Origin of the sequence: Streptomyces sp. NPDC091279, from assembly GCF_044757465.1 — a bacterium.
In the GTDB taxonomy this organism is placed as follows: Bacteria; Actinomycetota; Actinomycetes; order Streptomycetales; family Streptomycetaceae; genus Streptomyces.
Genome location: NZ_JBIVVA010000004.1, coordinates 590,721 through 615,440 on the forward strand (window position 1 = coordinate 590,721; position 24,720 = coordinate 615,440).

Below are 24,720 nucleotides of genomic sequence, written 5' to 3' on the forward strand. Positions count from 1 at the left end.
ATGTACGACAACGCCCCCGACACGGCTCCTGTCCTCCCGCTCACCCCGGCCCAGCACGGGGTGTGGGTCGCCCAGCGGCTCGCCCCGGACAGCCCGCTGTACACCTGCGGCATCTACTTCGACGTCCCCGGACCGGTCGACCACGACCTGATGGACCGCGCCGTGGCCCAGGCGGTCGCCGAGACCGAGGCCCTGCGCGTCCGCTTCCGGGTCGGCGTGAACGACGCCGGCGAGGAAGAAGTGGGGCAGTACGTCGACCCGTCCGTGACGGGGGCGTTGTCGTACCTCGATGTCAGCGGCGAGACCGACCCGGCCGCCGCCGCCCGCGCCCTGGTCGACGCCGACCAGGACCGCGTCATCCCCGTCACCGGGGACCGGCTGTTCGCGCACACCCTGCTGCGGCTCGGCTCCGAGAGGTACTGGCTGCACTTCCGCTACCACCACATCCTGCTCGACGGCTACGGGCAGGTCATGCACTGCGCCCGCGTCCTGGAGGTCTACACCGCCCTCGCCGCCGGCCAGCAGCCGCCCGCGTCCGGGTTCGGCACCCTGCGCGAGGTGCTCGCCGAACAGGACACCTACCTCACCTCCGCCCGCCGCGCACGCGACCGGGCCTACTGGCAGGACGCGTTCGCCGACCTGCCCGACACCACCGACCTCGGCGCCCCCTCGGGCACCACAACGGGCGAGGGCCCCGCCGGACTCGCCCGCAGCCTGCCCAGTGCCTCCGGCAGGCTGCCCGAGGCCACGACCGAACGGGTGCGCGCCCTCGCCGGAACCCGCTGGTCGCTGCCCGTGATCGCCGCCATGGCCGCCTACACGCACCGGGTCACCGGCGCCCACGACGTCGTCGTCCGCGTGCTCATGGCGGCCCGGCTGAGCCCGCACGCCCTCGCCACGCCCGCCATGCTCGTCAACGACGTGCCGCTGCGCGTGTCCGTCGACGGCTCCACGACCTTCACCGACCTGCTCGACCGGATCGCCGCCCGCCTCACCGAGGCCACCCGCCACCAGCGCTACCCGCAGGAGGCGCTGCGCCGCGACCTCGCCGCCGGCGCACACCCCGGGACGCTCGGCGGCCCCTCCGTGAACGTCCTGTCGTTCGCCGCCACCCGGCTGCCCTGCGGTGAAGTCGACTGCGAGGCACACCAGTTGGCGTCCGGACCGGTCCGGGACGTCGCCCTGCACGCCTACGGCGACCCCGAGGCGGGCCACGGCATCGAGCTGGTCCTCAACGCCCACCAGGGCCGTTTCACCCCCGAGACGGCCGCCGGGCACCGGTCTCGCTACCTCCGGCTGCTCACCGCCGCCACCGAGCACCCCGACCGGCCCATCGGCGCCCTCGACCTGCTCGACGAGGACGGCTGGGAGCGCTTCTACGAGGCCGCGCGCCCGACCACGTCCGAGACCGACGCCGACGCCCTCCTCGTCGACCTCTTCGAGGACCGCGCCCGCCGCACCCCGGACGCCGAAGCCCTCGTCGTCGAGGGCGAGCGGATCGGCTACGGCGACCTCAACGCCCGCGCCAACCGCATGGCGCACGCCCTGCGCGCGCGGGGCGTGGGCGCCGAGTCCCGGGTCGCCGTCGTGCTGCCGCGCTCCGTCGACCTCGTCGCCGCCCTGCTCGCCGTGCTCAAGACGGGCGCCGCGTACGTCCCCGTGGAGACCGGCTACCCGGCCGACCGGATCGCCTACCTGCTCGCCGACTCCGGCGCCGCCTTCGTGATCGACGCCGAGAACGCCCCGACCCTCGGCGCGGGCCGGCCGGAGACCGACCTCGGCATCACCGTGCGCGGCGACAACGCCGCCTATGTCATCTACACCTCCGGCACCACAGGCCGCCCCAAGGGCACCATCGTCACGCACGCCGGCATCGCCAACATGCTCGCCTGGATGCAGGACGAGTACCGGCTCACCCCGGCCGACCGCGTCGTGCACAAGACGCCGATCGGCTTCGACGTGTCGGTGTGGGAGCTGTTCTGGACCCTCACCCGGGGCGCCACCCTCGTCGTCGCCCACCCCGACGGCCACCGTGACCCCGGCTACCTGGCCCGTCTGGTCCGGGACGAGAACGTCACCGTCATCCACTTCGTGCCCGCGCTCCTCGGCCCGTTCCTCGACGAGTACGAGAACCTGCCCACCGCGTCGCTGCGCATGGTCAGCTGCGGCGGCGAGGCGCTGCCCGCCGGGCTCGCCGACCGCTTCCACCGGGTCAGCGACGCACACCTGCACAACTCCTACGGCCCCACCGAGTTCTCGGTGACCGCCACCTCGCACGCCTGCGCCCCCGGCCGCCCCGTCACCATCGGCACGCCCACCCACCACTCCCACGCCTATGTGCTCGACCCCGCCCTGCGGCCCCTGCCGGACGGTGCCACCGGTGAGCTGTACCTCGCGGGCGTCCAACTGGCCCGCGGCTACCTGGACCGCCCCGCGCTGAGCGCCGAACGGTTCGTCGCCGACCCCTACGGGGACCCCGGCACCCGCATGTACCGCACCGGCGACCTGGTCCGCCGCCGCCCCGACGGCGAGCTGGAGTTCGCCGGCCGCGCCGACGACCAGATCAAGATCAACGGTCAGCGGGTCGAACCCGCCGAGATCGAGGCCGTGCTGGCGTCCGCGCCCGGCGTCGAACAGGCCGTGGTCCTGGTCCACGACACCGCCGCCGGAGGCCGCCAGCTCGCCGGTTACGTCACCGGCACCCCCGACGGCGACCCGCGTGCCTGGCTCGCCGCCCGGCTGCCCGCCCACATGGTGCCGGTGAGCGTGCTCACCCTGGAGACCATCCCGGTCACCCCCAACGGCAAGGCCGACCGCCGCGCCCTGCCCGCCCCCGTCGCCGCCGCCCCCGTCCGGGGCCGCGCCCCGCGCACGGCGACCGAACGTGTCCTGCACACCGAGGCCGCCGCCCTCCTCGGCCGACCCGAACTCGGCGTCGACGACGACCTGTTCCTGCTCGGCGCGGACAGCATCCACGCCATCCAGCTGGTCGGCCGCGCCCGCCGCCAGGGCCTGGCGATCAGCCCGCAGGACGTCTTCGACCACCCGACCGTGGCCCGTCTCGCGCGGGTCGCGGTGACCGCCGAGCACCCCGCCGAGGACGACGACCCCGTCGGCACGTTCCCCGAGACCCCGATGGAACGCCGACTCGCCGAACGCGGCGGCCCCACCACCGGATACGCCCAGTCCCTCCTGCTCACCACCGAACCCGGCCTGTCCCACGACCAGTTGACCGCAGCGCTCCAGACAGTCCTGGACCGGCACGACGCCCTGCGCCTGCGCGGCCGGGAGATCCGCCCGACGGGCGCGGTGCGTGCACAGGACTGCCTCACCCGGGTCGCCCCCGACGCCGACATGACCGCCCTGCGCGAGCACGCACGCCGCCGACTGAGCCCCGCCGACGGCGAGATGGTCCGCGCCGTCTGGTGCGACGCCGGTCCCGACACCCCCGGCCGGCTCCTGCTCGTCCTGCACCACCTGGTCGTCGACGGCGTCTCCTGGCGCGTCCTGCTCGCCGACCTCGCCGAGGCCCTCACCGCCCCCACCAAGGGCCGCGCCCCCGCCCTGTCCCGGCCCGGCACCTCGCTGCGCCGCTGGGCCCAGCACCTGGCCGACGCCGCCGCCGACCCGGAGACCACCGCCGAACTCCCGCTGTGGACCGACCTGTTGTCCACCGAGGAACCCGTGCTCGGGGCCCGCCCGCTGGACCCGGCCCGCGATGTGCACGGCAGCGCCCGCACGCTCACCGTCACCGTCCCGGCCGACCTCACCGAGACGCTGCTGACCACCCTGCCCGCCGCCTACCGGGCGACCCCGGACGACGTCCTGCTCGCCGCGCTCTCCACCGCGATCCAGCGCCACCGCGGCGAAGGCCCCGTCCTCATCGACCTGGAGGGCCACGGCCGCGACCACCTGCCCGACGGGCTCGACCTGAGCACCACCGTCGGCTGGTTCACCCGCGTCCACCCGGTACGCCTCGCCGCCGGCACGGAGACCGGCCCCGACCTCCTCAAGCGCACCAAGGAAGAGCTGCGCGCCCTCCCGCACGGTGGCCGCGGCCACGCCCTGCTGCGCGACCGGCTCGGTCACCTCCCCGTTCCACAGGTCCAGTTCAACTACCTCGGCCGCCTGGACGCCCACTCCCTGGCCGGCTGGCGGCTCGCCGACGAGGCCGCCGTGCACCTCCTGGCCGACGACGACCTCGCCCTCACCCACACCCTCCAGATCGACGCCCATGTCCGCGACGGCGCCCTCACCGCCGTCTGGACCTACCCCGACGGTGTCCTCACCGACGCCGACGCCCGCGCCCTCGCCGACGCCTGGACCGCAGCCCTGACCGAACTCGCCGTCCACACCCGCGGCGGCCTCACCGTCTCCGACGTGCCCCTCGTGCGCGTCACCCAGGACGAGCTGGACAAGTTCCGGGGCGCCACCGACGTTCTCCCGCTCTCCCCGCTCCAGGAAGGGCTGCTCTTCCTCGCCCTGTACGAACCCGACGACCCCTACGTCGGCCAACTCGTCCTGGTGATCGACGGCGGCTTCGACCGCGCCCGTATGAAGGCCGCCGCGACCGCCCTGCTGCACCGCCACCCGAACCTGCGCGCCGCCTTCCGCAGCCGCCCCGCCGGAGCCCCCGTCCAGACCGTCCCCACCGACGTCAAGGTCGTGTGGGACGAACGCCCGGACGGCGAGCTGGAGATGTTCCTAGCCCGCGACCGCGCCCGCGGCTTCAGCGTGGTACGTCCGCCGCTGATCCGCTTCACGGCGATCGGCGACCGGTTGATCCTCACCCACCACCACCTGCTCCTCGACGGCTGGTCCCTGCCGTTGCTGGTCCGTGAACTGTTCACCCTCTACGGCGACGGCGAACTGCCCCCGGTCGCCGCCTACCGCGACTACCTCGCCTGGCTCACCCGCCAGGACCGGGACGCCACCGCCGAGGCGTGGCGCGAACAACTCGACGGGCTGGCCGCTCCCACCCTGCTGGCCCCCGCCGGACGCACCGCCGACGGGCACGGCGTGCACGAACGGGCGCTGTCCGAGACGGTCACCGACGCCCTCACCGCCGTCGCCCGCACCCACCGCGTCACCCTCAACACCGTCGTGCAGGGCCTGTGGGCGCTGCTGCTGAGCGGGCTCACCGGCAGCGCCGACATCGTCTTCGGCGCCACCGTCTCCGGCCGCCCGCCGGAGCTGACCGGCGCCGAGTCGATGCTCGGACTGTTCGTCAACACCCTCCCGGTCCGGGTCCGCGTCGACCGCGACGAACCCCTCGCCGTCCTGCTGGCCCGGGTGCAGCGGCAGCAGCAGGCGCTCCACCCGCACCAGCACGCCTCCCTCGCCGAGATCACCCGCGCGTGCGGCTTCGAGGCCCTCTTCGACACCGTCATCGCCTTCGAGAACTACCCGACCGCGCACGGCATCGAGGCCGGCGGACTGCGACTCACCGACGCCGACCTCGTCGAACGGTCCCACTACCCCCTCTCCCTGTCGGTGTTCCCCGGCGAGCGGCTGCGGCTGCGCTTCGCCCACCTGACCGGCGTCCTCGACCCGGCGGCCGTGACCCGTCTCGCGGACCTGCTCGCCGAGCTGGCGGCCACCGTCACCGGCGGACTCGACGTCCCGGTAGGGGAGTTGACGGCCGTCTGCGAACGGGACCGGCGACGGGTGCTGGGCGAGCACACGCCCACCGCGCCCGCCGACAGCCTCCCCGCCGTCCCGCACAGCGGCGGCGTCGCGCCCCGGACGCCCGAGGAGGAGACCCTCTCCAAGATCGTCGCCGAAGTCCTCGGCGTCGACCGGGTCGGCGCCGACGACGAGTTCTTCTCGCTCGGGGGCACCTCCATCCTGATGATCCGGCTCGTGCACCGCGTGCGCGACGAGTTCGGCGTCGACCTCACCCTGCGGGACGTCTTCGCCGCCCCGACCGTCGCGGGCGTCGCCGCCCGGCTCGTCACCAGCGGCCCCCAGCTGAAGCGGATCACGGCGGGGGAGCGGCCCGAGCGGCTCCCGCTGTCGTTCGCCCAGGAACGCATGTGGTTCCTGCAACGGCTCCAGGGCGGCACCGGCACCTACAACGTGCCGATCCAGGTCCGCCTGACCGGCCCCGTCGACGCCGACGCCCTCGACGCCGCGTTCGGCGACCTGGTGGCCCGGCACGAGGCCCTGCGCACCCTCTACCTGGAGGACGCCGACGGCCCCCACCAAGCCGTGTTGCCCGCCGACACGCCGTTCCACCTGGAGGTCCTGGCGGACCCGGCGCCCGATCTGCTGGCGTCCGCCTCACGGCCGTTCGACCTGGCCCGGGATCTGCCGCTGCGGGCCACCCTCTACACGACGGGTCCGGACACCCACATCCTGCTCCTGGTGGTGCACCACATCGCCACCGACGGCGCCTCGCTGCGCCCGTTCACCGAGGACCTCTCCGTCGCCTACCGCGCCCGGCTGGCCGGCACTGCCCCCGACCTGCCCGAACTGGCCGTGCAGTACGCGGACTTCGCCGCCTGGCAGCGCGACACCCTCGCCGCCGACCTGCCCCGCCAGATCGACCACTGGAAGCAGGCCCTGGACGGACTCGCGCCCGAGATCACCTTCCCCGGCGACCGGCCGCGCCCGGCGGTCGCCACCCACGCCGGTGACCACGTCGAGTTCGAGGTCTCCCCTGAGCTGTACCAGCGCGTCCTGGACCTGGCCGGACGGACCCGGACGACCCCGTTCATGATTCTCCAGGCCACCGTCTCCGCGCTGCTGACCCGGCTCGGCGCGGGCGAGGACATCCCCCTCGGCGGCGTCATCGCCGACCGCCCTGACTCCGCCCTCGACGACGTGGTCGGCGTGTTCATCAACACCCTCGTCTACCGCTTCGACACCTCGGGCGACCCCCGCTTCGAGGAACTCCTCGGCCGCGTCCGCGACACCGGCCTGGCCGCCTACGCCCACCAGGGCGTGCCCTTCGAGCGCCTGGTGGAGGAGCTGCACCCCGAGCGCTCCCGTTCCCGGCACGCCTTCTTCCAGGTGATGCTGGCCTGGCTGGACCTCACCGAGGCCCGCATCGACCTGCCCGGCGTGCACGCCGACCCCGGCCCGGTCACCAGCGGCACCGCCAAGTTCGACGTCCACTTCGACTGCCACGTCGAGGGCGAAGGACTGCTGTGCCGCCTGGAGTACGCCACCGACCTCTACGACCGGCGCACCGCGCAGAGCTTCGCCGCCCGCTTCGTCCGCGTCCTCGACGCCGTCACCGCGGACCCCGGACTGCGGCTGTCCGAGGTCGACGTGTTCGGCACCGGGGAACGCCGACGGGTCCTGGAGGTCTGGAACGACACCGCCGTCGCCTTCGACGAGCCGTCCCCGGTCGAGCTGTTCGAGGCGCAGGACCCGGCCGCCGAGGCCGTCCGCTTCGAGGGCGCGAGCGTCACCTACGGCGAACTGAACGCCCGCGTCAACCGCCTCGCGCACGCCCTGCGCGCCCGCGGGGTGGGCCCCGAGTCGCTGGTCGCCGTGATGCTGCCGCGCTCCGTGGACCTCGTCGTCGCCCTGTGGGCGGTCCTCAAGACGGGCGCCGCCTACGTCCCCATCGACACCGGCTACCCGGCCGACCGCATCGCCTACATCCTCGCCGACTCCGGCGCCCGCCTGCTCATCTCCGACCAGGACGCCGACGGCTTCGACCGCATCGCACCCGACGCCGGCGAGAGCGCGGGGGAGTCCGCCGACAACCCCGGCGTCCGCGCCCACGGCGACAACGCCGCTTACGTCATCTACACCTCCGGCTCCACCGGACGACCCAAGGGCACCGTCAACACCCGGGCGGGCATGGCCAACCGGCTGTACTGGATGCAGCGCGACCACCACCTCACCGCCGCCGACCGCGTCCTCCAGTCCACCCCGGTCAGCTTCGACGTGTCGGTGTGGGAGATGTTCTGGACCCTCATGTACGGCGGCACCCTCGTCGTCGCCCGCCCCGACGGCCACCGCGACCCGCTCTATCTGGAGCGGCTCATGGGGGAGGAGAACGTCAGCGTCGTCCACCTCTCCTCGTCGATGCTCGCCGCCTACCTCGCCGAGGCCTCCCTGCCGCCGTCCGTGCGCCTGGTCGTCTCCGGCGACGAGGCCCTCCCGGCCGACCTGGTCCGCCGCTTCCACGAGGACGCCCGGCACCCGGACGCCGACCTCCAGAACATGTACGGGCCCACCGAGGCCGCCGTCGACGTCACCACCTGGTCGGCCCCCGCCGACCCGCGCACGGTGCTGATCGGCGCCCCGGTCGCCAACACCCGCGCCTACGTCCTGGACGACCGCCTCACCCCGGTCGCCCCCGGCGTGGCCGGTGAACTCTACGTCGAGGGCGTCCAGTTGGCCCGCGGCTACCTGGCCAGGCCCGGCCTGAGCGCCGAACGGTTCGTCGCCTCCCCCTACGGCCCGCCCGGCGCCCGCATGTACCGCACCGGCGACGTCGCCCGCTGGACCGCGGACGGCGAACTCGAATACCTCGGCCGCGCCGACGACCAGGTCAAACTGCGCGGCCTGCGCGTCGAACTCGGCGAGATCGAGGACGCGTTGGCCGACCACCCGGCCGTCGCCCAGGCCGCCGCCGCCGTCCACGGACAGTGGCTCGTCGGCTATGTCGTGCCCGCCGCCCCGGATCTCGCCGTCGAGCCGGAGGAACTGCGCGACCGGCTCGCCGAGCGGCTCCCCGAGTACATGGTCCCGGCCCAGGTGGTCGTCCTGGACGCGCTGCCGCTCACCCCGAACGGCAAGCTCGACCGCAAGGCGCTGCCCGTGCCCGACCTCACCCACGGCTCGGGCCGCGCCCCGCGCACCCCGCAGGAGGAGATCCTGTGCGGCCTGTTCGCGGAGGTCCTCGGGGTGCCCGAGGTCTTCCTCGACGACGACTTCTTCGCCCTCGGCGGCCACTCCCTGCTGGTCACCCGGCTGGCCAGCCGCATCCGTACGGCCCTGGACGTCGACGTCGAACTGCCGGTGCTGTTCGAGGCGACCACCGTGGCCCGCCTCGCCGCCCGGCTCACCTCGGCCGGACCGCGCCGCGCCGGAGTCACGGCCGTGCCCCGCTCGGGGAGGCCGCCGCTGTCGTACGCCCAGGAACGGCTGTGGTTCCTGCACCGCTTCGAGGGACCCTCCCCGACCTACAACCTGCCCGTCGCGCTCCGCCTGAGCGGCGATCTCGACGTGGCCGCCCTCACCGCCGCCGTCGCCGACGTGGCGCGCCGCCACGAAGCGCTGCGCACGGTCTTCGCGGAGGACGAACACGGCGCGTACCAGGTGGTCCTGGACACGGTCCCGCCGCTGGACGTCGTCCGCACGGACCCGGACGCGCTCGACGGGGAACTCGCCGCCGCCGTCCTCGTCCCCTTCGACCTGACGGCCCAGCCACCGCTGCGCACCACCCTGTTCGACCTCGGCGCGAGCACGGAAGCGGGCCCGGCATCGGAGTCGGCAGCGGAGTCGGCATCGGCATCGGGCTCGGGTGAGTACGTCCTGCTGCTCGTCCTGCACCACATCGCCGGCGACGGCGCCTCCATGGGCCCGCTCGCCCGCGACCTCGCCGAGGCCTACACGGCCCGTATCGAGGGCGCGGAGCCCGACGGGTTCGACCTGGCCGTCCAGTACGCCGACTACACCCTGTGGCAGCGCGACCTGCTCGGCTCGGCCGACGACCCGGACAGCGAACTGACCCGCCAACTCGCCCACTGGCGCGACGCCCTGACCGGCCTGCCCGAACACCTGGAACTGCCCTTCGACCGGCCGCGGCCCGCCGTACCCACCCACCACGGTGAGACCGTCCCCTTCGAGGTGGCACCCGAGGTCCACGCCCGTCTGGTCAGGCTCGCCCGGGAACACCACACGACCGTCTTCATGGCCGTGCACGCCGCCCTCGCCGTCCTGCTGCACCGGCTCGGCGCGGGCGACGACATCGTGGTCGGCTCACCGGTCGCGAACCGCACCGACGACGCCCTCGCGCCGCTCGTCGGGTTCTTCGTCAACAGCCTCGTGCTGCGCGCCGACCTGACCGGCGACCCGGACTTCACCGAGGTGCTGCGCCGGGTCCGCGCTGCTGACCTGGCCGCCTACGCCCACCAGGACGTCCCGTTCGAGCGGGTCGTCGAGGCGGTCAACCCGGTGCGCTCCACCGCCCGGCACCCGCTGTTCCAGACCAGCCTGAACTGGAACAACGCCGACCAGCAGGCCGTGCTCGCCCTCGCGGACACCCTGCCGGGGCTGCGCGGACAGGTGCTGCCGGTCGCGTCGCCGTCCGCCAAGTTCGACCTGTCCTGGTTCCTCAGCGAACGCGCGGAGGGCGGCGTCGGCGGCCTCCTGGAGTTCGCCACCGACCTCTTCGACCGGGACACCGCCGTCCGCCTCACCGAGCGCTTCACCGCGCTCCTCACCGACCTCACCGCCGAACCCACCCGCCCCGTCGGCGCGTTCGACCTCGTCGACGCACGGGAGAGGCGACTGCTGCTGACCGAGTGGAACGACACCGCCCACCCCCTGCCCTCCGGCACCGTCACCGACCTCGTCGAGCAGCAGGCGGCCCGCACCCCCGACGCCCCCGCCGTCGCGCACGGCACCGCCCGGCTGACGTACGCCGAACTCGACGCCCGCGCCAACCAGTTGGCCCGCAGGCTGGCCGAACAGGGCGCCGGACCCGAGCGGTTCGTCGCCGTGCTGATGCCGGTCTGCGAGGACGTCCCGGTCGCGCTGCTCGCGGCGTGGAAGAGCGGCGCCGCCTATCTGCCGCTCGACCCCTCCCACCCGGCCGACCGACTCGCCTTCATGCTCGGCGACATCGCCCCGGCCGCCGTCGTCACCACCGCCGACCTCGCCGCCACCGCCCGCGCGGCCACCGACGCCCCGCTCGTCCTGGCCGACGGCCCCACCCTCGCCGGACACGACGCGGGCCCCCTCACCGACGTCGAACGGCGGCCCGAACACGCGGCGTTCGTCATCTTCACCTCCGGCTCCACCGGCCGCCCCAAGGCCGTCGTCGTCGAACACCGTTCCCTGGTCGCCTACTTGGCGTGGGCGACCCACGAGTACACCAGCATCCGCGAGCGCGTCCTCGTCCACTCGCCCATCGCCTTCGACCTCTCCGCCACCGGCCTGTTCGGCCCGCTGATCTCCGGCGGCTGCCTGGAACTGGTCCGCTGGGGGGCCGAAGGCCCCGACCCCGAGGCACGCGTCACCAAGCCCGACTTCGTCAAGGCCACCCCCAGCCATCTGCACCTGCTCGGCGCGGTCCCCGAGGAGTACTCCCCGGCCGGCCAACTCGTCCTGGGCGGCGAGTCGTTGCTCGGCGACGTCCTGGACGCCTGGCGGACCGAGCACCCCGGGGTGACGGTCCTCAACGAGTACGGGCCCACCGAGACCACCGTCGGCTGCACCCTCTTCCGCATCGCCCCCGGCGACACCCTGCCCTCCGGCGTCATCACCATCGGCACCCCGGCCTGGAACACCCGGTGCCAGGTCCTGGACGCCCGGCTGCGCCCGGCCCCGATCGGCACCGCGGGCGAACTGTACGTCGCCGGCGACCTGGTCACCCGCGGCTACCACGGCCGCCCCGGCCTCACCTCCGGGCGCTTCGTCGCCGACCCGTACGGGCCGCCCGGCTCCCGCATGTACCGCACCGGCGACCTGGCCCGCTGGACGGCCGCCGGACGCCTGGAGTTCGTCAGCCGCGTCGACGACCAGGTCAAGATCCGCGGCTTCCGCGTCGAACTCGGCGAGGTCGAGGCCGTGCTGACGGCCCAGCCCGGTATCGACCATGCCGCCGTCGTGGTCCGCGAGGACCGCCCCGGCGACAAACGCCTGGTCGCCTACGTCGTCCCCGAACCCGGCCGCCCGGCCGACCCGGCGGCGCTGCGCGCGGCCGCCTCCCAGGCACTGCCCGACTACATGGTCCCGACCTGGTTCGTCGCCCTCGACGCCCTGCCCAGGACCGCCAACGGCAAGATCGCCCGCAAGGCGCTGCCCGCCCCCGACACCACCGCCACCGAAACCGGCCGCCCGCCCGCGCCCGGCCTGGAACAGCGGCTCGCTGGCGCCTTCGCCGCCGTCCTCGGGACCGCCGTCGCCGTCGGCGCCGACGACGACTTCTTCCGCCTCGGCGGCCACTCCCTGCTCGTGGCCCGCCTCGTCAACCGGGTCCGCGCCGACCTCGGCGCCGAACTCTCCCTGCGCGAGGTCTTCGACCACCCGACGGTGGCCCGGCTCGCCCACCTGCTCACCGACCGGCACCCCGACACCGCCCGCCCGGCCCTGGTCCGCCGCGAACGGCCCCCGTACATACCCCTGTCGGCGGCGCAACGCCGGATGTGGTTCCTGGACCGGCTCGACGGCCAGGCGCAGACGTACACCATCCCCGTCGTCCTGCGGATGACCGGCGCCCTGGACCGCGACGCCCTGAAGGACGCCTTCGGTGACCTGGTCCGACGCCACGACGTGCTGCGCACCGTGATCGTCGAAGGCCCCGAGGGACCGCACCAGGTCGTCGTGGACACCGAGCCACGCTTCGCCGTCCGCTCCCTCGACCCGGCCGAGTTCGACGCCGGGATACGGGACGCCGCCGGGATGCCGTTCTCCCTGGACCACCATCTGCCCATCCGGGCCGTGCTGTTCACCGACGGCGAGCGCGAACACGCCCTGCTGCTGCTCTTGCACCACATCGCCGGTGACGGAGCCTCCATGCGGCCCCTCGCCGGGGACCTCTCCGCCGCGTACGCCGCCCGTCTCGCCGGAGGCGCCCCCGACTGGGCGCCGCTGCCCGTCCAGTACGCCGACTACGCGCTGTGGGAGCGTGAACTGCCCGCCGACCGGGTCGACTTCTGGGCCCGGGAACTGGCCGGGGTCCCCGACCAGATCGAGCTGCCCACCGACCGGGTCCGGCCCGCCGTCGCCTCCCAGCAGGGCGCCACGGTGCCCTTCACGGTGCCGGCCGCGCTGCGCGCCCGGGTCGAGGCGCTCGGCCGGGGCCGGGGCGCCAGTGCCTTCATGGTGCTGCACGCCACCCTCGTCACCCTGTTGCACCGGTTGGGCGCCGGCGACGACATCGTCATCGGCACGCCCGTCGAGGGCCGCCAGGACACCGCGCTCGAAGACCTCGTCGGACTGTTCGCCAACACCCTGGTGCTGCGCGCCGACACCTCGGGCGACCCCACCTTCGAGGAACTCCTCGACCGGGTGCGCGCGGCGGACGTCGCTGCCTACGACCACACCGACGTGCCGTTCGAGCAACTCGTCGAAGCCCTCAACCCGGCCCGCTCCCGCTCCCGGCATCCGCTGTTCCAGGTCATGCTGACGGTCAATCAGGAAGCACGCGTGCCCACCCTGCCGGGACTTGAGGTGACCCTCGGCGAAGTGGCGGGCGACCGCGCCAAGTTCGACCTGTCGCTGACCCTCGGCGAGAGCGCCGACGGCGGCTGGTCCGGCTGGGTCGAGTACGCCTGCGACCTGTTCGACCACGCCACCGCCGAGAGCGTCGCCGCCCGCTGGCTACGCCTGCTGGACGAGGTCACCGCCGACCCGGCACGCCCCCTGCACGCCCTGCCCCTGCTCACCCCGGCCGAACGCGCGGACGCCCTCACCGGACGGGGCGCCACCGCCCGACCGCTGCCCGGGGCGACCCTGCCGGAGCTGTTCAGGGCCCAGGTCGCGCGCACCCCGCACGCCGTGGCCGTCGTCGCCGCCGGCACCGAGCTGACCTACGCCGAACTGGACCGGCGCGCGAGCCGGCTCGCCCGGCACCTGGCCGGGCTCGGGGCCGGACCCGAGACCGTCGTCGCCGTGGTGCTGCCGCGCTGCCCCGACGTGGTCGTGGCACTGCTCGCGGTCCTGCGGACCGGCGCCGCCTACCTGCCCATCGACCCCGCCAACCCGCAGGCCCGCATCGACGCCCTGGTCGCCGACGCGGGCGCGACGATCGTGCTCGACGAGCAGGTCCTCGCCGCTGCCCCGGACCACGCGGACGACCCGACGCAGGCCGGACCGGACGGCCGGGTCCATCTCCGGCAGGCCGCCTACCTGATCTACACCTCCGGATCGACGGGCCGCCCGAAGGGAGTCGTCGTCGAACACGGCTCGCTCGCCGCCTACTTGAGCGAGGCCGCCGCGATGTACCCGGCCGCCGAGGGCGAGTCCCTGGTGCACACCTCCCTCGCCTTCGACATGCCGGTGACCACCCTGTTCACCCCGCTGATCACGGGCGGCCGGGTGCGGTTCGCGGAACTCGACGACGACACCCCCACCCCCGACCTGCTCAAGGTCACCCCCAGCCACCTGCGGCTCCTCGACTCGCTGCCCGAGCAGGTCAGCGACGTCCAGAACCTGGTCATCGGCGGCGAGGCACTCGACGGCACCGCCCTGAAGGCCTGGCGCGAGCGGCACCCGAAGGCCGTGGTGATCAACGAGTACGGCCCCACCGAGGCGACCGTCGGCTGCGTGGTGCACCGGCTCGAACCCCACGACGACCTCGCGGCCGGTCCTGTGCCCATCGGTCGCCCCATCGGCGGCGCCCGCGTCTACGTCCTCGACCACCACCTCCAGCCCGTCCCCGACGGTGTGTGGGGCGAGCTGTACCTCGCCGGGAACGGAGTCGCCCGGGGCTACGCGGGCCGACCCGGCCAGAGCGCCGAGCGGTTCGTCGCCGACCCGTACGGCCCGCCCGGCACCCGGATGTACCGGGTGGGCGACCGGGCCCGCTGGAACCGCGCCGGGGTGCTGGAGTACGCCGGCCGCGTCGACGAGCAGGTCAAGATCCGGGGCTACCGCATCGAACCCGGCGAGATCGAGACCGCCCTGACCGCGCTCGACGGGGTCGCCCACGCCGCCGTGATCGCCCGCGAGGACCGGCCGGGCGACCGGCGCCTGGTCGCCTACGTCGTCACCGAGGCCGCCCCGCTCGACGCCGACGGCCTGCGCGCGGGGCTCGCCGCGACGCTCCCCGCGCACCTGGTGCCGGCCGCGTTCGTCGAGGTCGACACCATCCCGCTGAACGCCAACGGCAAGCTCGACCGCCGCGCGCTGCCCGCCCCGCCGGATGCCACCGCGGGCGTCGGCCGGGCACCGCGCACCCCGCGCGAGACGCTGCTGTGCGCCCTGTTCGCCGAGGTGCTGGGCGTACCCGAGGTCTCCGCAGACGAGGACTTCTTCGCGCTCGGCGGCCACTCCCTGCTCGGCACCCGCCTCGTCGCCCGCATCCGGGACGAACTCGGAGCCCGGGTCTCGGTCCGGCTCCTGTTCGAGGCCTCCACCCCGGCCACACTCGCCGAACGACTGGACGCCGACGGCGCCGAGAGCGACGCGGACGCGCTGGCCCCGCTCCTCCCGCTGCGCAACGCCTCCGCCCCCGGCACCCCGCTGTTCTGCCTGCACCACGTGGACGGCATCGGCTGGTGCTACGCGGTGCTCGGCCCGCACCTCGACGCGGACACCCCGCTGTACGCCGTGCAGGCCGCCGGGCTCGACGGCGGCGACCGACTCCCCGGCAGCATCGCCGAGATGGCCCGCGACTACGTCGAACTCATCCGCGCCGCCTGGCCGTCGGGACCCTACCGGCTGCTCGGCTGCTCGATGGGCGGACTGCTCGCCCACGAGGTCGCCGTCCTGCTCCAGGAGGCCGGGCAGACCGTCGAGTCGCTGATCCTGCTCGACACCCACCTCCCGCACATCGACCACGACGGGGTCGAACCGACCGAACAGGAACTGCGCGACCACGTGCCGATCCCGGAGGACGGGCCGATCCTGCTCACCCAGGAACTACGGGCCGACCTGGTCCGGGTCGGCGCCCACATCCGGCGGGTCACGCTGCGGCACGTGCCGCGTGTCTTCGACGGCGACGCCGTGCTCTTCCATGCCCAGCGCCCCAGCGCCCCCGGCGAACCCCTGCTCGACCCGGCCCACTGGCAGCCCCACGTGACCGGACGGATCGACATCCACGTCGCCGACGTCGCCCACCTCGACCTGCTGCTCGGCCCGTCGGCCGAGACCGTCGGCCGAGCCGTGGCCGCACTCCTGCGCCCCACCGACAACGACCCGGAAAGGAACTGACCCACCATGACCAACCCCTTCGAGAACCCCGACGGCACCTACCTGGTCCTCACCAACGACGAGAACCAGCACTCCCTGTGGCCCGACTTCGTCGAGGTGCCGGCCGGCTGGACCTCCGTCTTCGGCCCCGAGAACCGCACCGCCTGCCTGGAGTACATCGAGCGCGAGTGGACCGATCTGCGCCCGCGCAGCCTCGTGCGGGCGATGGACGCATGACGGACCACGAGACCACCGGCGCGCACCGGGCGCCGGCCCCCACACCCCGCACGGAACGGAAGTGAACGCGACGTGATCAGCGTCGAAGCGACAACGGCCCGACAGGACGCGGCGGTGCCGATCGGCACCGAGGAGCCCGCCGCCCTCGGCCAGGTGACCAGGGATCTGCTGGACCGCGCGGGCGACCGGGTGGACGACGTGGCGTGGCTGGCCGCGGCCCGGCACGCCTGGGAGGACGTCCCGGCCGGAATGCGGCGCGCGGTACGGGAGTTCCGCAGGCACTCGGGCCCCGAAGGCGCCCTGGTCCTGCGCGGCCTGCCCATCGGCGCCCCGGACCTGCCGGCCACCCCCATGGTGAAGGGCTCGGTGCAGCGCGTGCCGTCCCTGTCGGCGGCGACCCTGCTGCTGTTCGCCGCCGGGCTCGGCGACCCCGCGGCCTTCGCGGCGGAGAAGTCCGGCGCCCTGGTCCAGGACGTCGTCCCGGTCCCCGGCCAGGAGACGGTCCAGGGCAACGTCGGCTCGGTCGAACTCACCTTCCACACCGAGAACGCCTTCCACCCGCACCGCCCCGACTACGTCATGCTGCTGTGCCTGCGCTCCGACCACGAGGGCATCGCGGAACTGCGCACCAGCTGCGTGCGCCAGATCCTGCCCCGCCTCACGGCGGCCACCCGCGAGGCCCTCGGCCGCCCCGAGTACGTCTCGGACGCGCCCCCGTCCTTCGGCCCGGCCGCGGGCGGCGCCGTCCACGCGGTGCTCAGCGGCGACCCCGAGGACCCGGACCTCTGCTTCGACCAGGCCGCCACCCGGGGCACCACCCCCGAGGGCCGGGCCGCCCTGGCAGAGCTGGCCGAGGTCGCGCACCGCACCTACACGGGCGTGCTGCTGCGCCCGGGAGATCTGGCGGTCGTCGACAACCGCGTGACCCTGCACGGCCGTTCGGCGTTCACTCCCCGCTACGACGGCGGTGACCGCTGGCTCCAGCGGACGTTCGCCTTCAGCGACCTGCGCCGCTCCCGTGACCACCGTCCCGCCGACGGAACGGTGTTGGTGAAGTGAAGGTGTCGAGGACCGTCGAGGACTGGGGAAGAGGCGAGCACACATGCTGACCGACACGACAGAACAGCCGCAGCCGGTGGCGGACGCGCCGGGCACGGCCGTGTTCGAACGCCATGAGTCGAACGTCCGGAGCTACTGCCGCAGCTTCCCGGTCGTGTTCGAACGGGCCCAGGGCCACCACCTGTGGGACGAGGCGGGCAACCGCTACACGGACCTGCTGTGCGGCGCGGGCGGCCTGAACTACGGCCACAACCCGCCCGAGGCGGTGGCGCGGGTGATGGACTACCTCGCCGCCGGCGGCCCCGTGCACACCCTGGACCTGCACACCACGGCCAAGGCGGACTTCCTGCGCCGCCTCACGCAGGTGATCCTGGAGCCCCGTGGGCTCGGCGACTTCGTCGTCCAGTTCCCGGGTCCTGCGGGCACGTTGGCGGTGGAGGCGGCGCTGAAGCTGGCCCGCAAGGTGACCGGCCGCACCGAGGTCATCGCCTTCACCGGCGGCTTCCACGGAGCGTCCCTCGGCGCGCTCGCGGCCACCGAGTCGCCGTTGCTGCGCGGCGGGGCCGGTGTCCCGCTGCGGGACGTGACCGTCCTGCCGTACGGCGACCTCCCCACCGCGCTCGCCGCGCTGGAAGCCGCCCTGGCGCCGGGCGCGGACACCCCGCCGCCCGCGGCGATCCTCCTGGAGACGGTCCAGGGCGAGGGCGGCCTGCACGTCGCGCCGGGCCCCTGGCTGACCCGGGTGCGTGAACTGGCGGACGCGGTGGGCGCGTTGGTGATCGTCGACGACATCCAGGCGGGCTGCGGGCGCACCGGCACCTTCTTCAGCTTCGAGGACGTACCGGGCTTCCTCCCGGACCTGGTCTGCCTGTCGAAGTCGCTCAGCGGCATGGGCCTGCCGATGGCGGCGCTGCTGATCCGCCGGGAGTACGACCAGTGGTCCCCGGGCGAGCACAACGGCACCTTCCGCGGCCACAACCTGGCCTTCGTGGCCGGCGGCGCGGTTCTGGACCACTGGGCCGACCCCGCGTTCACCGCCCACGTCACCGAGCTGGCGGCGGCCATTCGCACCGGCCTCGTGGCCCTCGCGGCGGACCTCCCGCCGGGCACCGCGCGGGTGGTGGGCAAGGGCGCGATGAGCGGCCTCGCCTTCAGCAGCGCCGACCTGGCGACGGCGGTCCAGCGTGCCCTGTTCGACGCCGGGGTCGTCGCGGAGACCTGCGGCGGCGGCGAGGTCCTGAAGTTCCTGCCGCCGCTGACGACCTCACTGGCCGACTGGAAGGAGATCCTGGACACGATCGGCGTCGCGGCCAAGGCGACGGCGGCACGCACACAGCAGTGACCCGGCTGTGGCGGAACAGGGACATACTCCGCCAAGGTGAGCGGGCAGGATGGGTGATGACCATGGCCCCGGCGGCGAACACCCGTCAGGGCCATAGAACAAGGCAAGGAGTGTTCATGATGCGCACCCATCGGAAGATCGCCGTCACCCTCGTCACCGCCACCGTGCTGGCGGGCGCCGCGGGCGCGGGGATCGCCCAGGCGGCCCCGGCGACCCACGCCGCCGCCGCGCCCTCCGCCTGCCGGCCGGCCAACCACACCGCGAAGATCACCGCGGACGCCGCCAGCTCCGGCCACCGGCACTACCGGGTGACCCTGACCGCGCCGCGCGGCTACGCGTCGTGCACGCTGGCCGGTTCGCCGACCGGCGTGCGGTTCTCCAAGAACGGCAAGGACACCGGGGTCAAGTCCGGCCACTACGGCACCCAGTCGACCAAGGTGACCTTCGGCCCAGGCCACCCGGTCCACTTCGACATCCAGGTCCCGAACACCACCGCGGGCAAGGCCGCCGACGAGGCGTCCTTCACGCTGAAGGCCCCGGGCGGACAGATCCCCGGCACGTCCTTCGCCGAGGGCAGCCTCAAGGTGGCCGCCGGGACCGTCATCGGCCCCGTCCAGCGCGGCGCCTGACCCTCCGTCACACGCCGGTGGCGTCCTACGGCAGCACCTCTGCCGCAGGACGCCACCGGCGTTTCGGGGTAGGGGAGTTGAACGGCCGCAGCCGTGCGCGGCGACGCCGCCTGGAACCAAGTCGGCCTGTCCGCAACGCCGTTGCTCCGGGCGTGAGTCCGGCGCCCGGGGTCGAACGCCGCCCGATGCGACTCGGCGTCAAGTCGGCCCGCCCGCAAGGCCGTTACGCCTCCAGGCGGCGCAGGCGTTCCGCGTCCGAGGTCCGGGGGCAGGTGACGCAGGCCTCGGCCGGGCGGACGGTGTAGAAGAGGCAACAGCCCCTGCGGGTACGGGTGGGATGCCGGCGTCCGTCGGTGCCGGTGAGGCGACGGAAGTCCGCGCCGCCGGGGAACGGCCCCCGCGCCGAGGGCAGTACGGCCGTGGCCGCCCGGATCGCCGCCTCCTCCTGGCCCAGCATCCGGCCGAGGTACCAGATCCCGGAGACGAGATCGTCGGCGACCAGACCCCACAGCGCACGCGGCCCGCGCCGCGTGGAGGGGGCCAGCGCGGCCAGCAGCGGACCCATGTGGTCGGCCACCGCCGACCTCAACTCCCCGCGCAGCGCCTCCGGTTGGGGGAGCGGCACCGCACCGGGCAGGGCCGCGGCCGGATCGTCGGCCAGACACGCGAACTCGCTGCCGGGCGCGATCCGGAAGGTGCCCGAGGCGAGATCGAGCCGGATGTCCTCGGGCCGCACCCGCGGCACCCGCGCCTCCAGGTACCAGACGCCGCTCATCAACAGGCTCACCGACCATGCGTAGTCGTGCAGGGCCCGGGTGGCGGCGGCGTCCCGGCGCGCGACGACCCCGTGCCGGTCCCGGATGCGGTCCGCCTCCGCCGTGACGAACGCGTCGAGGGCATAAGGCTGTTGAGCCAGTTCGTCGCCGCGCACCCCGTCCCCGTCCCCGGCCCGGGGCGCGCCGGGGTCCGGGACCACGGCGTCCAGCGCCGGGCACACCTCGGACACCCGCCGGTAGGACGCCGCGAGGAGCCGCTCCACGCTGGTCGGCGGGGTCTCCAGGGCCAGAGTCATCGACAACTCCTGTGCATGAGCGAAGTCCAGACGGATCGAAAGGTAAGCCTTACCTTACTCGACCCGTCGAACGGGGCGCGACGGAAACGGCGCCGATCAGAGGGTGTGAGTCACAGTGGACTGCCAGCTTGTTGATAACTAAAGCATGCCTAACCTAAGCTGGCTTTTCGTGACTGCAACCGAACGGGCCGCCACCACCGGCGTGCCCTTGCGTGCCCTCCGGCACATACCTTTCTTCCTCCTCGGCATCGGAGCCCTGGCGCTCTGCGCCGCGCTGAGCCTGGCCCTCGGGGCCCGCTCCGTGCCCCTGGACACCGTGGCCGACGCGCTGTTCGGGCACGCCCAGGGGCGGGACGCGCTGGTGGTGACCGGGCTGAGGCTGCCGCGGACCATCATCGGACTCGCCGTCGGAGCCGCACTCGGGGTCGCCGGAGCCGTCGCCCAGGGCATCACCCGCAACCCGCTCGCGTCCCCCACCACCCTCGGCATCAACGCGGGCGCGGGCTTCGCGGTGGTCGTCGCCATCTTCGCCCTGCGTCTGACCAGCCCCGTCCAGTACGTGTGGTTCGCGTTCGCCGGAGCGGCCGGCGCCGCCCTCTTCGCCCAGGCCCTCGCCCGGCGCGCCGGTGACCTCGACGCCGTCCGGCTCGCCCTCGGCGGCACCGTGCTCCAACTCGTGCTGCTGTCCTGGACGTCGGCGGTGATGCTGGCCAGCCAACGCACCCTGGACGAGGCCCGCTTCTGGCTCGCCGGGTCACTGGCCGGGCGCACCCTCGACGTGCTCTGGCCGGTGCTGCCCACCCTGGTGCTCGGCCTGATCCTCGCGCTGGCCGTGGCCCCGGCCCTCAACGCCCTCGCCCTGGGCGACGACGTGGCCCAGGCGCTGGGCGTACCGGTGTCGCGCATCCGGCTGGCCGGCGGCGTCGCGGTGGTCCTGCTCGCCGGCTCGGCGGTCGCGGTGGCCGGCCCGGTCGCGTTCATCGGCCTCGCCGCGCCCCACCTGGTCCGGCCGCTGCTCGGCGGCGACCACCGGCTGCTGGTGCCCGGCTGCCTGATCGCGGGCCCGCTGCTGCTGCTCACCGCCGACATCATCGGACGCCTCGTCATCCGCCCCTCGGAGCTGGAGGTCGGCATCGTCACCGCGTTCCTCGGCGCACCGCTGCTCGCGCTCCTCGCCCGGAGGGTGGCCCGATGACCGCCCTCGACACCGCCCACGCCGCCCGCGACACCGGCACGAGCAGCGCCGTGTCCGGCCGCCGCACACGCGTCCTGGTCTACGCCGGCTGCGCGCTCGCCGTGCTGTGCGTGCTGCTCACCGTCGCCCTGACCACGGGGGAGATGCGGCTGCCCGCAGCCACCGCGCTGCGCGCCCTGATCGGACTCGGCGACTCCGGCGACATCCTGGTGGTCCGTCAGTTCCGCGCACCCCGCGCCGTCGCCGCCCTCGTCGCGGGCGCGGGCCTCGGCGCCGCCGGGTACGTCCTGCAACGGCTGTTCCGCAATCCACTGGCGTCTCCGGATGTCATGGGTATGACAGGTGGGGCGTCGTTCGGCGCGGTCGCGCTGGTCGCGACGGGCGCCTCCCAGACCCTCATCCCGGTCGGCGCCCTGGCCGGCGGACTGCTCGCCGCCCTGCTGCTCGGCGCGTTCGCCTGGCGCTCGGGCCTCGCCGTCACCCGGCTCATCCTCACCGGCCTCGCCGTCCAGGCGGGCCTGGCCGCCGCCGTCAACCTCATGGTCGTCCGCTTCCCCGCCGAACTCGCCGGCTCGGCGCTCCAGTGGACCACCGGCTCCGTGTACGGGCGGACCTGGCCCGAGGTGTGGGGCGCGGCCGGCGCCATGGTCCTGGCCCTCGCCGCCACCGTCCTGCTCCACCGCCGCCTGGCCGTCCTCGACCTCGGCGACGACTCCGCGGGCGCCCTCGGCCTGAACACCTCCACCGCCCGCCTCCATCTCCTCGCCGCCGCCGTGGTGCTGGCCTCGCTGGCCGCCGCGCTCGCCGGTCCCGTGACCTTCGTCGCGCTGGCCGTCCCGCACATCGTCCGGTTCGTCACCGGACCGCCGACCACCGCGTCCCTGGCCCTGGCGAGCCTGACCGGAGCCGTCCTGCTGCTCGCCTCCGACCTCGTCGTGCAGCACCTCCTGCCGGTCAGCGGCCTGCCCGTCGGGGCGGTCACCGCCACCCTCGGCGCCCCCTGGCTGCTGGTGCTGATGTTCCGTCAGAGCAAGCCCGTCCACAGGAGTGCCGCATGACCACCACCAACCAGCTCTCCACCCGAGGGCTCGACCTGCGCTACGGCGACCGGCTCGTGGTCGGCGGCCTGGACCTGACCCTGCCCGGCGGCGCCGTCACCGCCATCGTCGGCCCCAACGCCTGCGGGAAATCGACCCTGTTGCGCGGACTGACCCGCCTGCTGGCCCCCGCCGCCGGAACCGTCGCCCTGGACGGCGCCGACATCCACCGGATGCCCGCGCGGACCCTCGCCCGCCGGATGGGCCTGCTCCCGCAGCAGCCGGTCACCCCCGAGGCGATCACCGTCGAGGCCCTGGTCCGGCTCGGCCGCTTCCCGCACCAGCGGATGCTGAGCCCCTGGTCGGCCGCCGACCAGGCCGCCGTCGACGCCGCCCTGGAACGCACCGGCACCACACCGCTGCGCGACCAGCCCGTCGACCGGCTCTCCGGCGGCCAGCGCCAGCGCGCCTGGATCGCCCTGGCCCTGGCCCAGGACACCGACCTGCTGCTCCTCGACGAACCCACCACCTTCCTCGACCTGCGCCACCAGCTCGACGTGCTCGACCTGGTCGCCGCCCTGCACGCCGAGGCCGGCCGCACCGTGGTGATGGTGCTGCACGACCTCGGACAGGCCGCCCGCTACGCCGACCACATGGTCGTCCTCAAGGACGGCCGCCTCGCCGCCGCCGGAGCACCCGCCGACGTCCTCGACGCGGACCTCGTGAAATCCGTGTTCGACGTCGACTGCCGGGTGATCCCCGACCCCGAGACCGGCACCCCGCTGGTCATCCCGCGCAGCGGCGCGGCCCGCCACCGGCCGGCCGCCGCCGACCCCGCGCACCCGGCATCGCGCTAGCCGCCGCAGCCACCCCTGCCCACCACCCCGACCAGCCCGCGCCCCGCGGGTCCACCGAACAAGAGAGACGAACCCCCCATGCCCCAACGCCCCCTTCCGCGCGCCCTCGGCCGGCTCGTCGCCGTGCTGCTGGCCGTCCTGCTCGGCACCGCGACCCTCGCCGCGTGCGGCAGCGAGAACACCACCGACTCGACCGACACCGCCGCCTCCGGCGCGGCCGCCACCGGCTTCCCCCGCACGCTCAAGACCGTGATGGGCAACGTCAAGATCCCCTCGAAGCCCAAGCGCGTGGTCGTCCTCGACACCGGTGAACTCGACGACGTCACCCTCCTCGGCATCGACCCGGTCGGCGCCGTCGCCCCCCACTTCAAGTCGACCGGCGGCTTCCCCACCTACCTCAAGGGCGAGTTGAGCGGCACCAAGGACGTCGGCCCGCTCCTGGAGCCGAACCTCGAACTGATCGCCTCGCTCAAGCCCGACCTGATCCTCTCCTCCAAGGTCCGCCACGAGAAGATCTACGACCAGCTCAGCGCCATCGCCCCGACCGTCTTCACCGAGACCACCGGCGGCGTCTGGAAGCAGAACCTCACGGTGCACGCCGAGGCCCTCGGCATGGAGAAGGAAGCCGCCGCCAAGCTCAAGGACTACGAGAAGCGCGCCAAGGAACTCGGCGAGGAGATCAAGAAGAAGAACGGCGGCACCATGCCGTCCGCGTCCGTCGTCCGCTTCATCGCCGGACCGACCCGCCTCTACCAGACCAACTCCTACAGCGGCGTCATCCTCAAGGACATCGGCCTGGTCCGCCCCACGTCGCAGATCTCCAACGACCCCGACGTGACCATGCGTGACGTCAGCCCCGAGCAGATCGACCGCGCCGACGCCGACCTGATCTTCGTCACCACCGCCGACACCCCGGACAAGACCGAACAGAGCGACGTCGTCTCCAACCCGGTCTGGAAGTCCCTGCCCGCCGTCAAGAACCACAAGGTCTTCGACGTGCCCGACGAGACCTGGATGTCCGGCATCGGCGTCCAGGCCGCCGACCAGGTCCTCGCCGACGTCGCCAAGGCCACCGGCGTCGCCGCGCCCAAGGGGTGACTCCCGCTTGACCGAGGCGGGCTGCCCCAGCGGGCCGCCCCCCCCCCCCCCCCCCCCCCCCCGCGGCACCCCCCCCCCCCCCCCCCCCCGTACAGCAGGGGCGCCAAACCCCCCACCCCCGCCCCCCCGGGGTGCGGGCCCCCGCCCCCC

At 74.1% G+C, this 24,720-nt stretch carries 10 protein-coding genes; 9 read left to right on the top strand and 1 reads right to left on the bottom strand.

Annotated elements, in window-relative coordinates:
- From ACIQOU_RS13065 to ACIQOU_RS13085, 5 genes are all read left to right on the top strand, one after another.
- Entirely contained in the window at positions 1 to 16,065 is a 16,065-nt protein-coding gene (locus ACIQOU_RS13065; protein WP_401536601.1) for an amino acid adenylation domain-containing protein, read from the top strand.
- 6 nt (positions 16,066 to 16,071) lie between these two features.
- Positions 16,072 to 16,281 carry an MbtH family protein gene (locus ACIQOU_RS13070; protein WP_401536602.1) on the top strand — a complete coding sequence of 70 codons (210 nt, stop codon included), beginning with the start codon at positions 16,072 to 16,074 and terminating at the stop codon, positions 16,279 to 16,281.
- 114 nt (positions 16,282 to 16,395) lie between these two features.
- Positions 16,396 to 17,340 (top strand): TauD/TfdA family dioxygenase, encoded by a 945-nt coding sequence (locus tag ACIQOU_RS13075; RefSeq protein WP_401536753.1) that lies wholly within the window; start codon positions 16,396 to 16,398, stop codon positions 17,338 to 17,340.
- 43 nt (positions 17,341 to 17,383) lie between these two features.
- Positions 17,384 to 18,682 (top strand): diaminobutyrate--2-oxoglutarate transaminase, encoded by a 1,299-nt coding sequence (locus ACIQOU_RS13080; RefSeq protein ID WP_401536603.1) that lies wholly within the window; start codon positions 17,384 to 17,386, stop codon positions 18,680 to 18,682.
- 116 nt (positions 18,683 to 18,798) lie between these two features.
- Positions 18,799 to 19,311 carry a DUF4232 domain-containing protein gene (locus ACIQOU_RS13085; RefSeq protein ID WP_401536605.1) on the top strand — a complete coding sequence of 171 codons (513 nt, stop codon included), beginning with the start codon at positions 18,799 to 18,801 and terminating at the stop codon, positions 19,309 to 19,311.
- A gap of 223 nt (positions 19,312 to 19,534) precedes the next feature.
- On the opposite strand, the gene ACIQOU_RS13090 is transcribed toward ACIQOU_RS13085, so the two are convergent.
- On the bottom strand, positions 19,535 to 20,383 hold the full coding sequence (locus tag ACIQOU_RS13090) for a (2Fe-2S)-binding protein (protein ID WP_401536607.1): 849 nt from the start codon (positions 20,381 to 20,383) through the stop codon (positions 19,535 to 19,537).
- Positions 20,384 to 20,585: 202 nt separating this feature from the next.
- Between ACIQOU_RS13090 and ACIQOU_RS13095 the strand changes: the two genes are divergently transcribed.
- From ACIQOU_RS13095 to ACIQOU_RS13110, 4 genes are all read left to right on the top strand, one after another.
- A complete protein-coding gene (locus ACIQOU_RS13095) occupies positions 20,586 to 21,578 on the top strand; it encodes a FecCD family ABC transporter permease (RefSeq protein WP_401536755.1) in 993 nt (330 codons plus the stop codon).
- Positions 21,575 to 22,636 (top strand): FecCD family ABC transporter permease, encoded by a 1,062-nt coding sequence (locus ACIQOU_RS13100; protein ID WP_401536609.1) that lies wholly within the window; start codon positions 21,575 to 21,577, stop codon positions 22,634 to 22,636. The genes ACIQOU_RS13095 and ACIQOU_RS13100 overlap by 4 nt, the downstream gene beginning before the upstream one ends.
- Positions 22,633 to 23,472 carry an ABC transporter ATP-binding protein gene (locus tag ACIQOU_RS13105; protein WP_401536611.1) on the top strand — a complete coding sequence of 280 codons (840 nt, stop codon included), beginning with the start codon at positions 22,633 to 22,635 and terminating at the stop codon, positions 23,470 to 23,472. Before ACIQOU_RS13100 ends, ACIQOU_RS13105 begins: the two co-directional genes overlap by 4 nt.
- Positions 23,473 to 23,550: 78 nt before the next feature.
- Entirely contained in the window at positions 23,551 to 24,570 is a 1,020-nt protein-coding gene (locus ACIQOU_RS13110) for an ABC transporter substrate-binding protein (RefSeq protein WP_401536613.1), read from the top strand.
- Positions 24,571 to 24,720 lie beyond the last annotated feature (150 nt).

Coding starts and splice junctions, on each gene's coding strand:
- ACIQOU_RS13100 (WP_401536609.1), top strand. CDS start 21,575: ATGACCGCCCTCGACACCGCCCACGCCGCCCGCGACACCGGCACGAGC.
- ACIQOU_RS13105 (WP_401536611.1), top strand. CDS start 22,633: ATGACCACCACCAACCAGCTCTCCACCCGAGGGCTCGACCTGCGCTAC.
- ACIQOU_RS13065 (WP_401536601.1), top strand. CDS start 1: ATGTACGACAACGCCCCCGACACGGCTCCTGTCCTCCCGCTCACCCCG.
- ACIQOU_RS13070 (WP_401536602.1), top strand. CDS start 16,072: ATGACCAACCCCTTCGAGAACCCCGACGGCACCTACCTGGTCCTCACC.
- ACIQOU_RS13080 (WP_401536603.1), top strand. CDS start 17,384: ATGCTGACCGACACGACAGAACAGCCGCAGCCGGTGGCGGACGCGCCG.
- ACIQOU_RS13110 (WP_401536613.1), top strand. CDS start 23,551: ATGCCCCAACGCCCCCTTCCGCGCGCCCTCGGCCGGCTCGTCGCCGTG.
- ACIQOU_RS13085 (WP_401536605.1), top strand. CDS start 18,799: ATGATGCGCACCCATCGGAAGATCGCCGTCACCCTCGTCACCGCCACC.
- ACIQOU_RS13090 (WP_401536607.1), bottom strand. CDS start 20,383: ATGACTCTGGCCCTGGAGACCCCGCCGACCAGCGTGGAGCGGCTCCTC.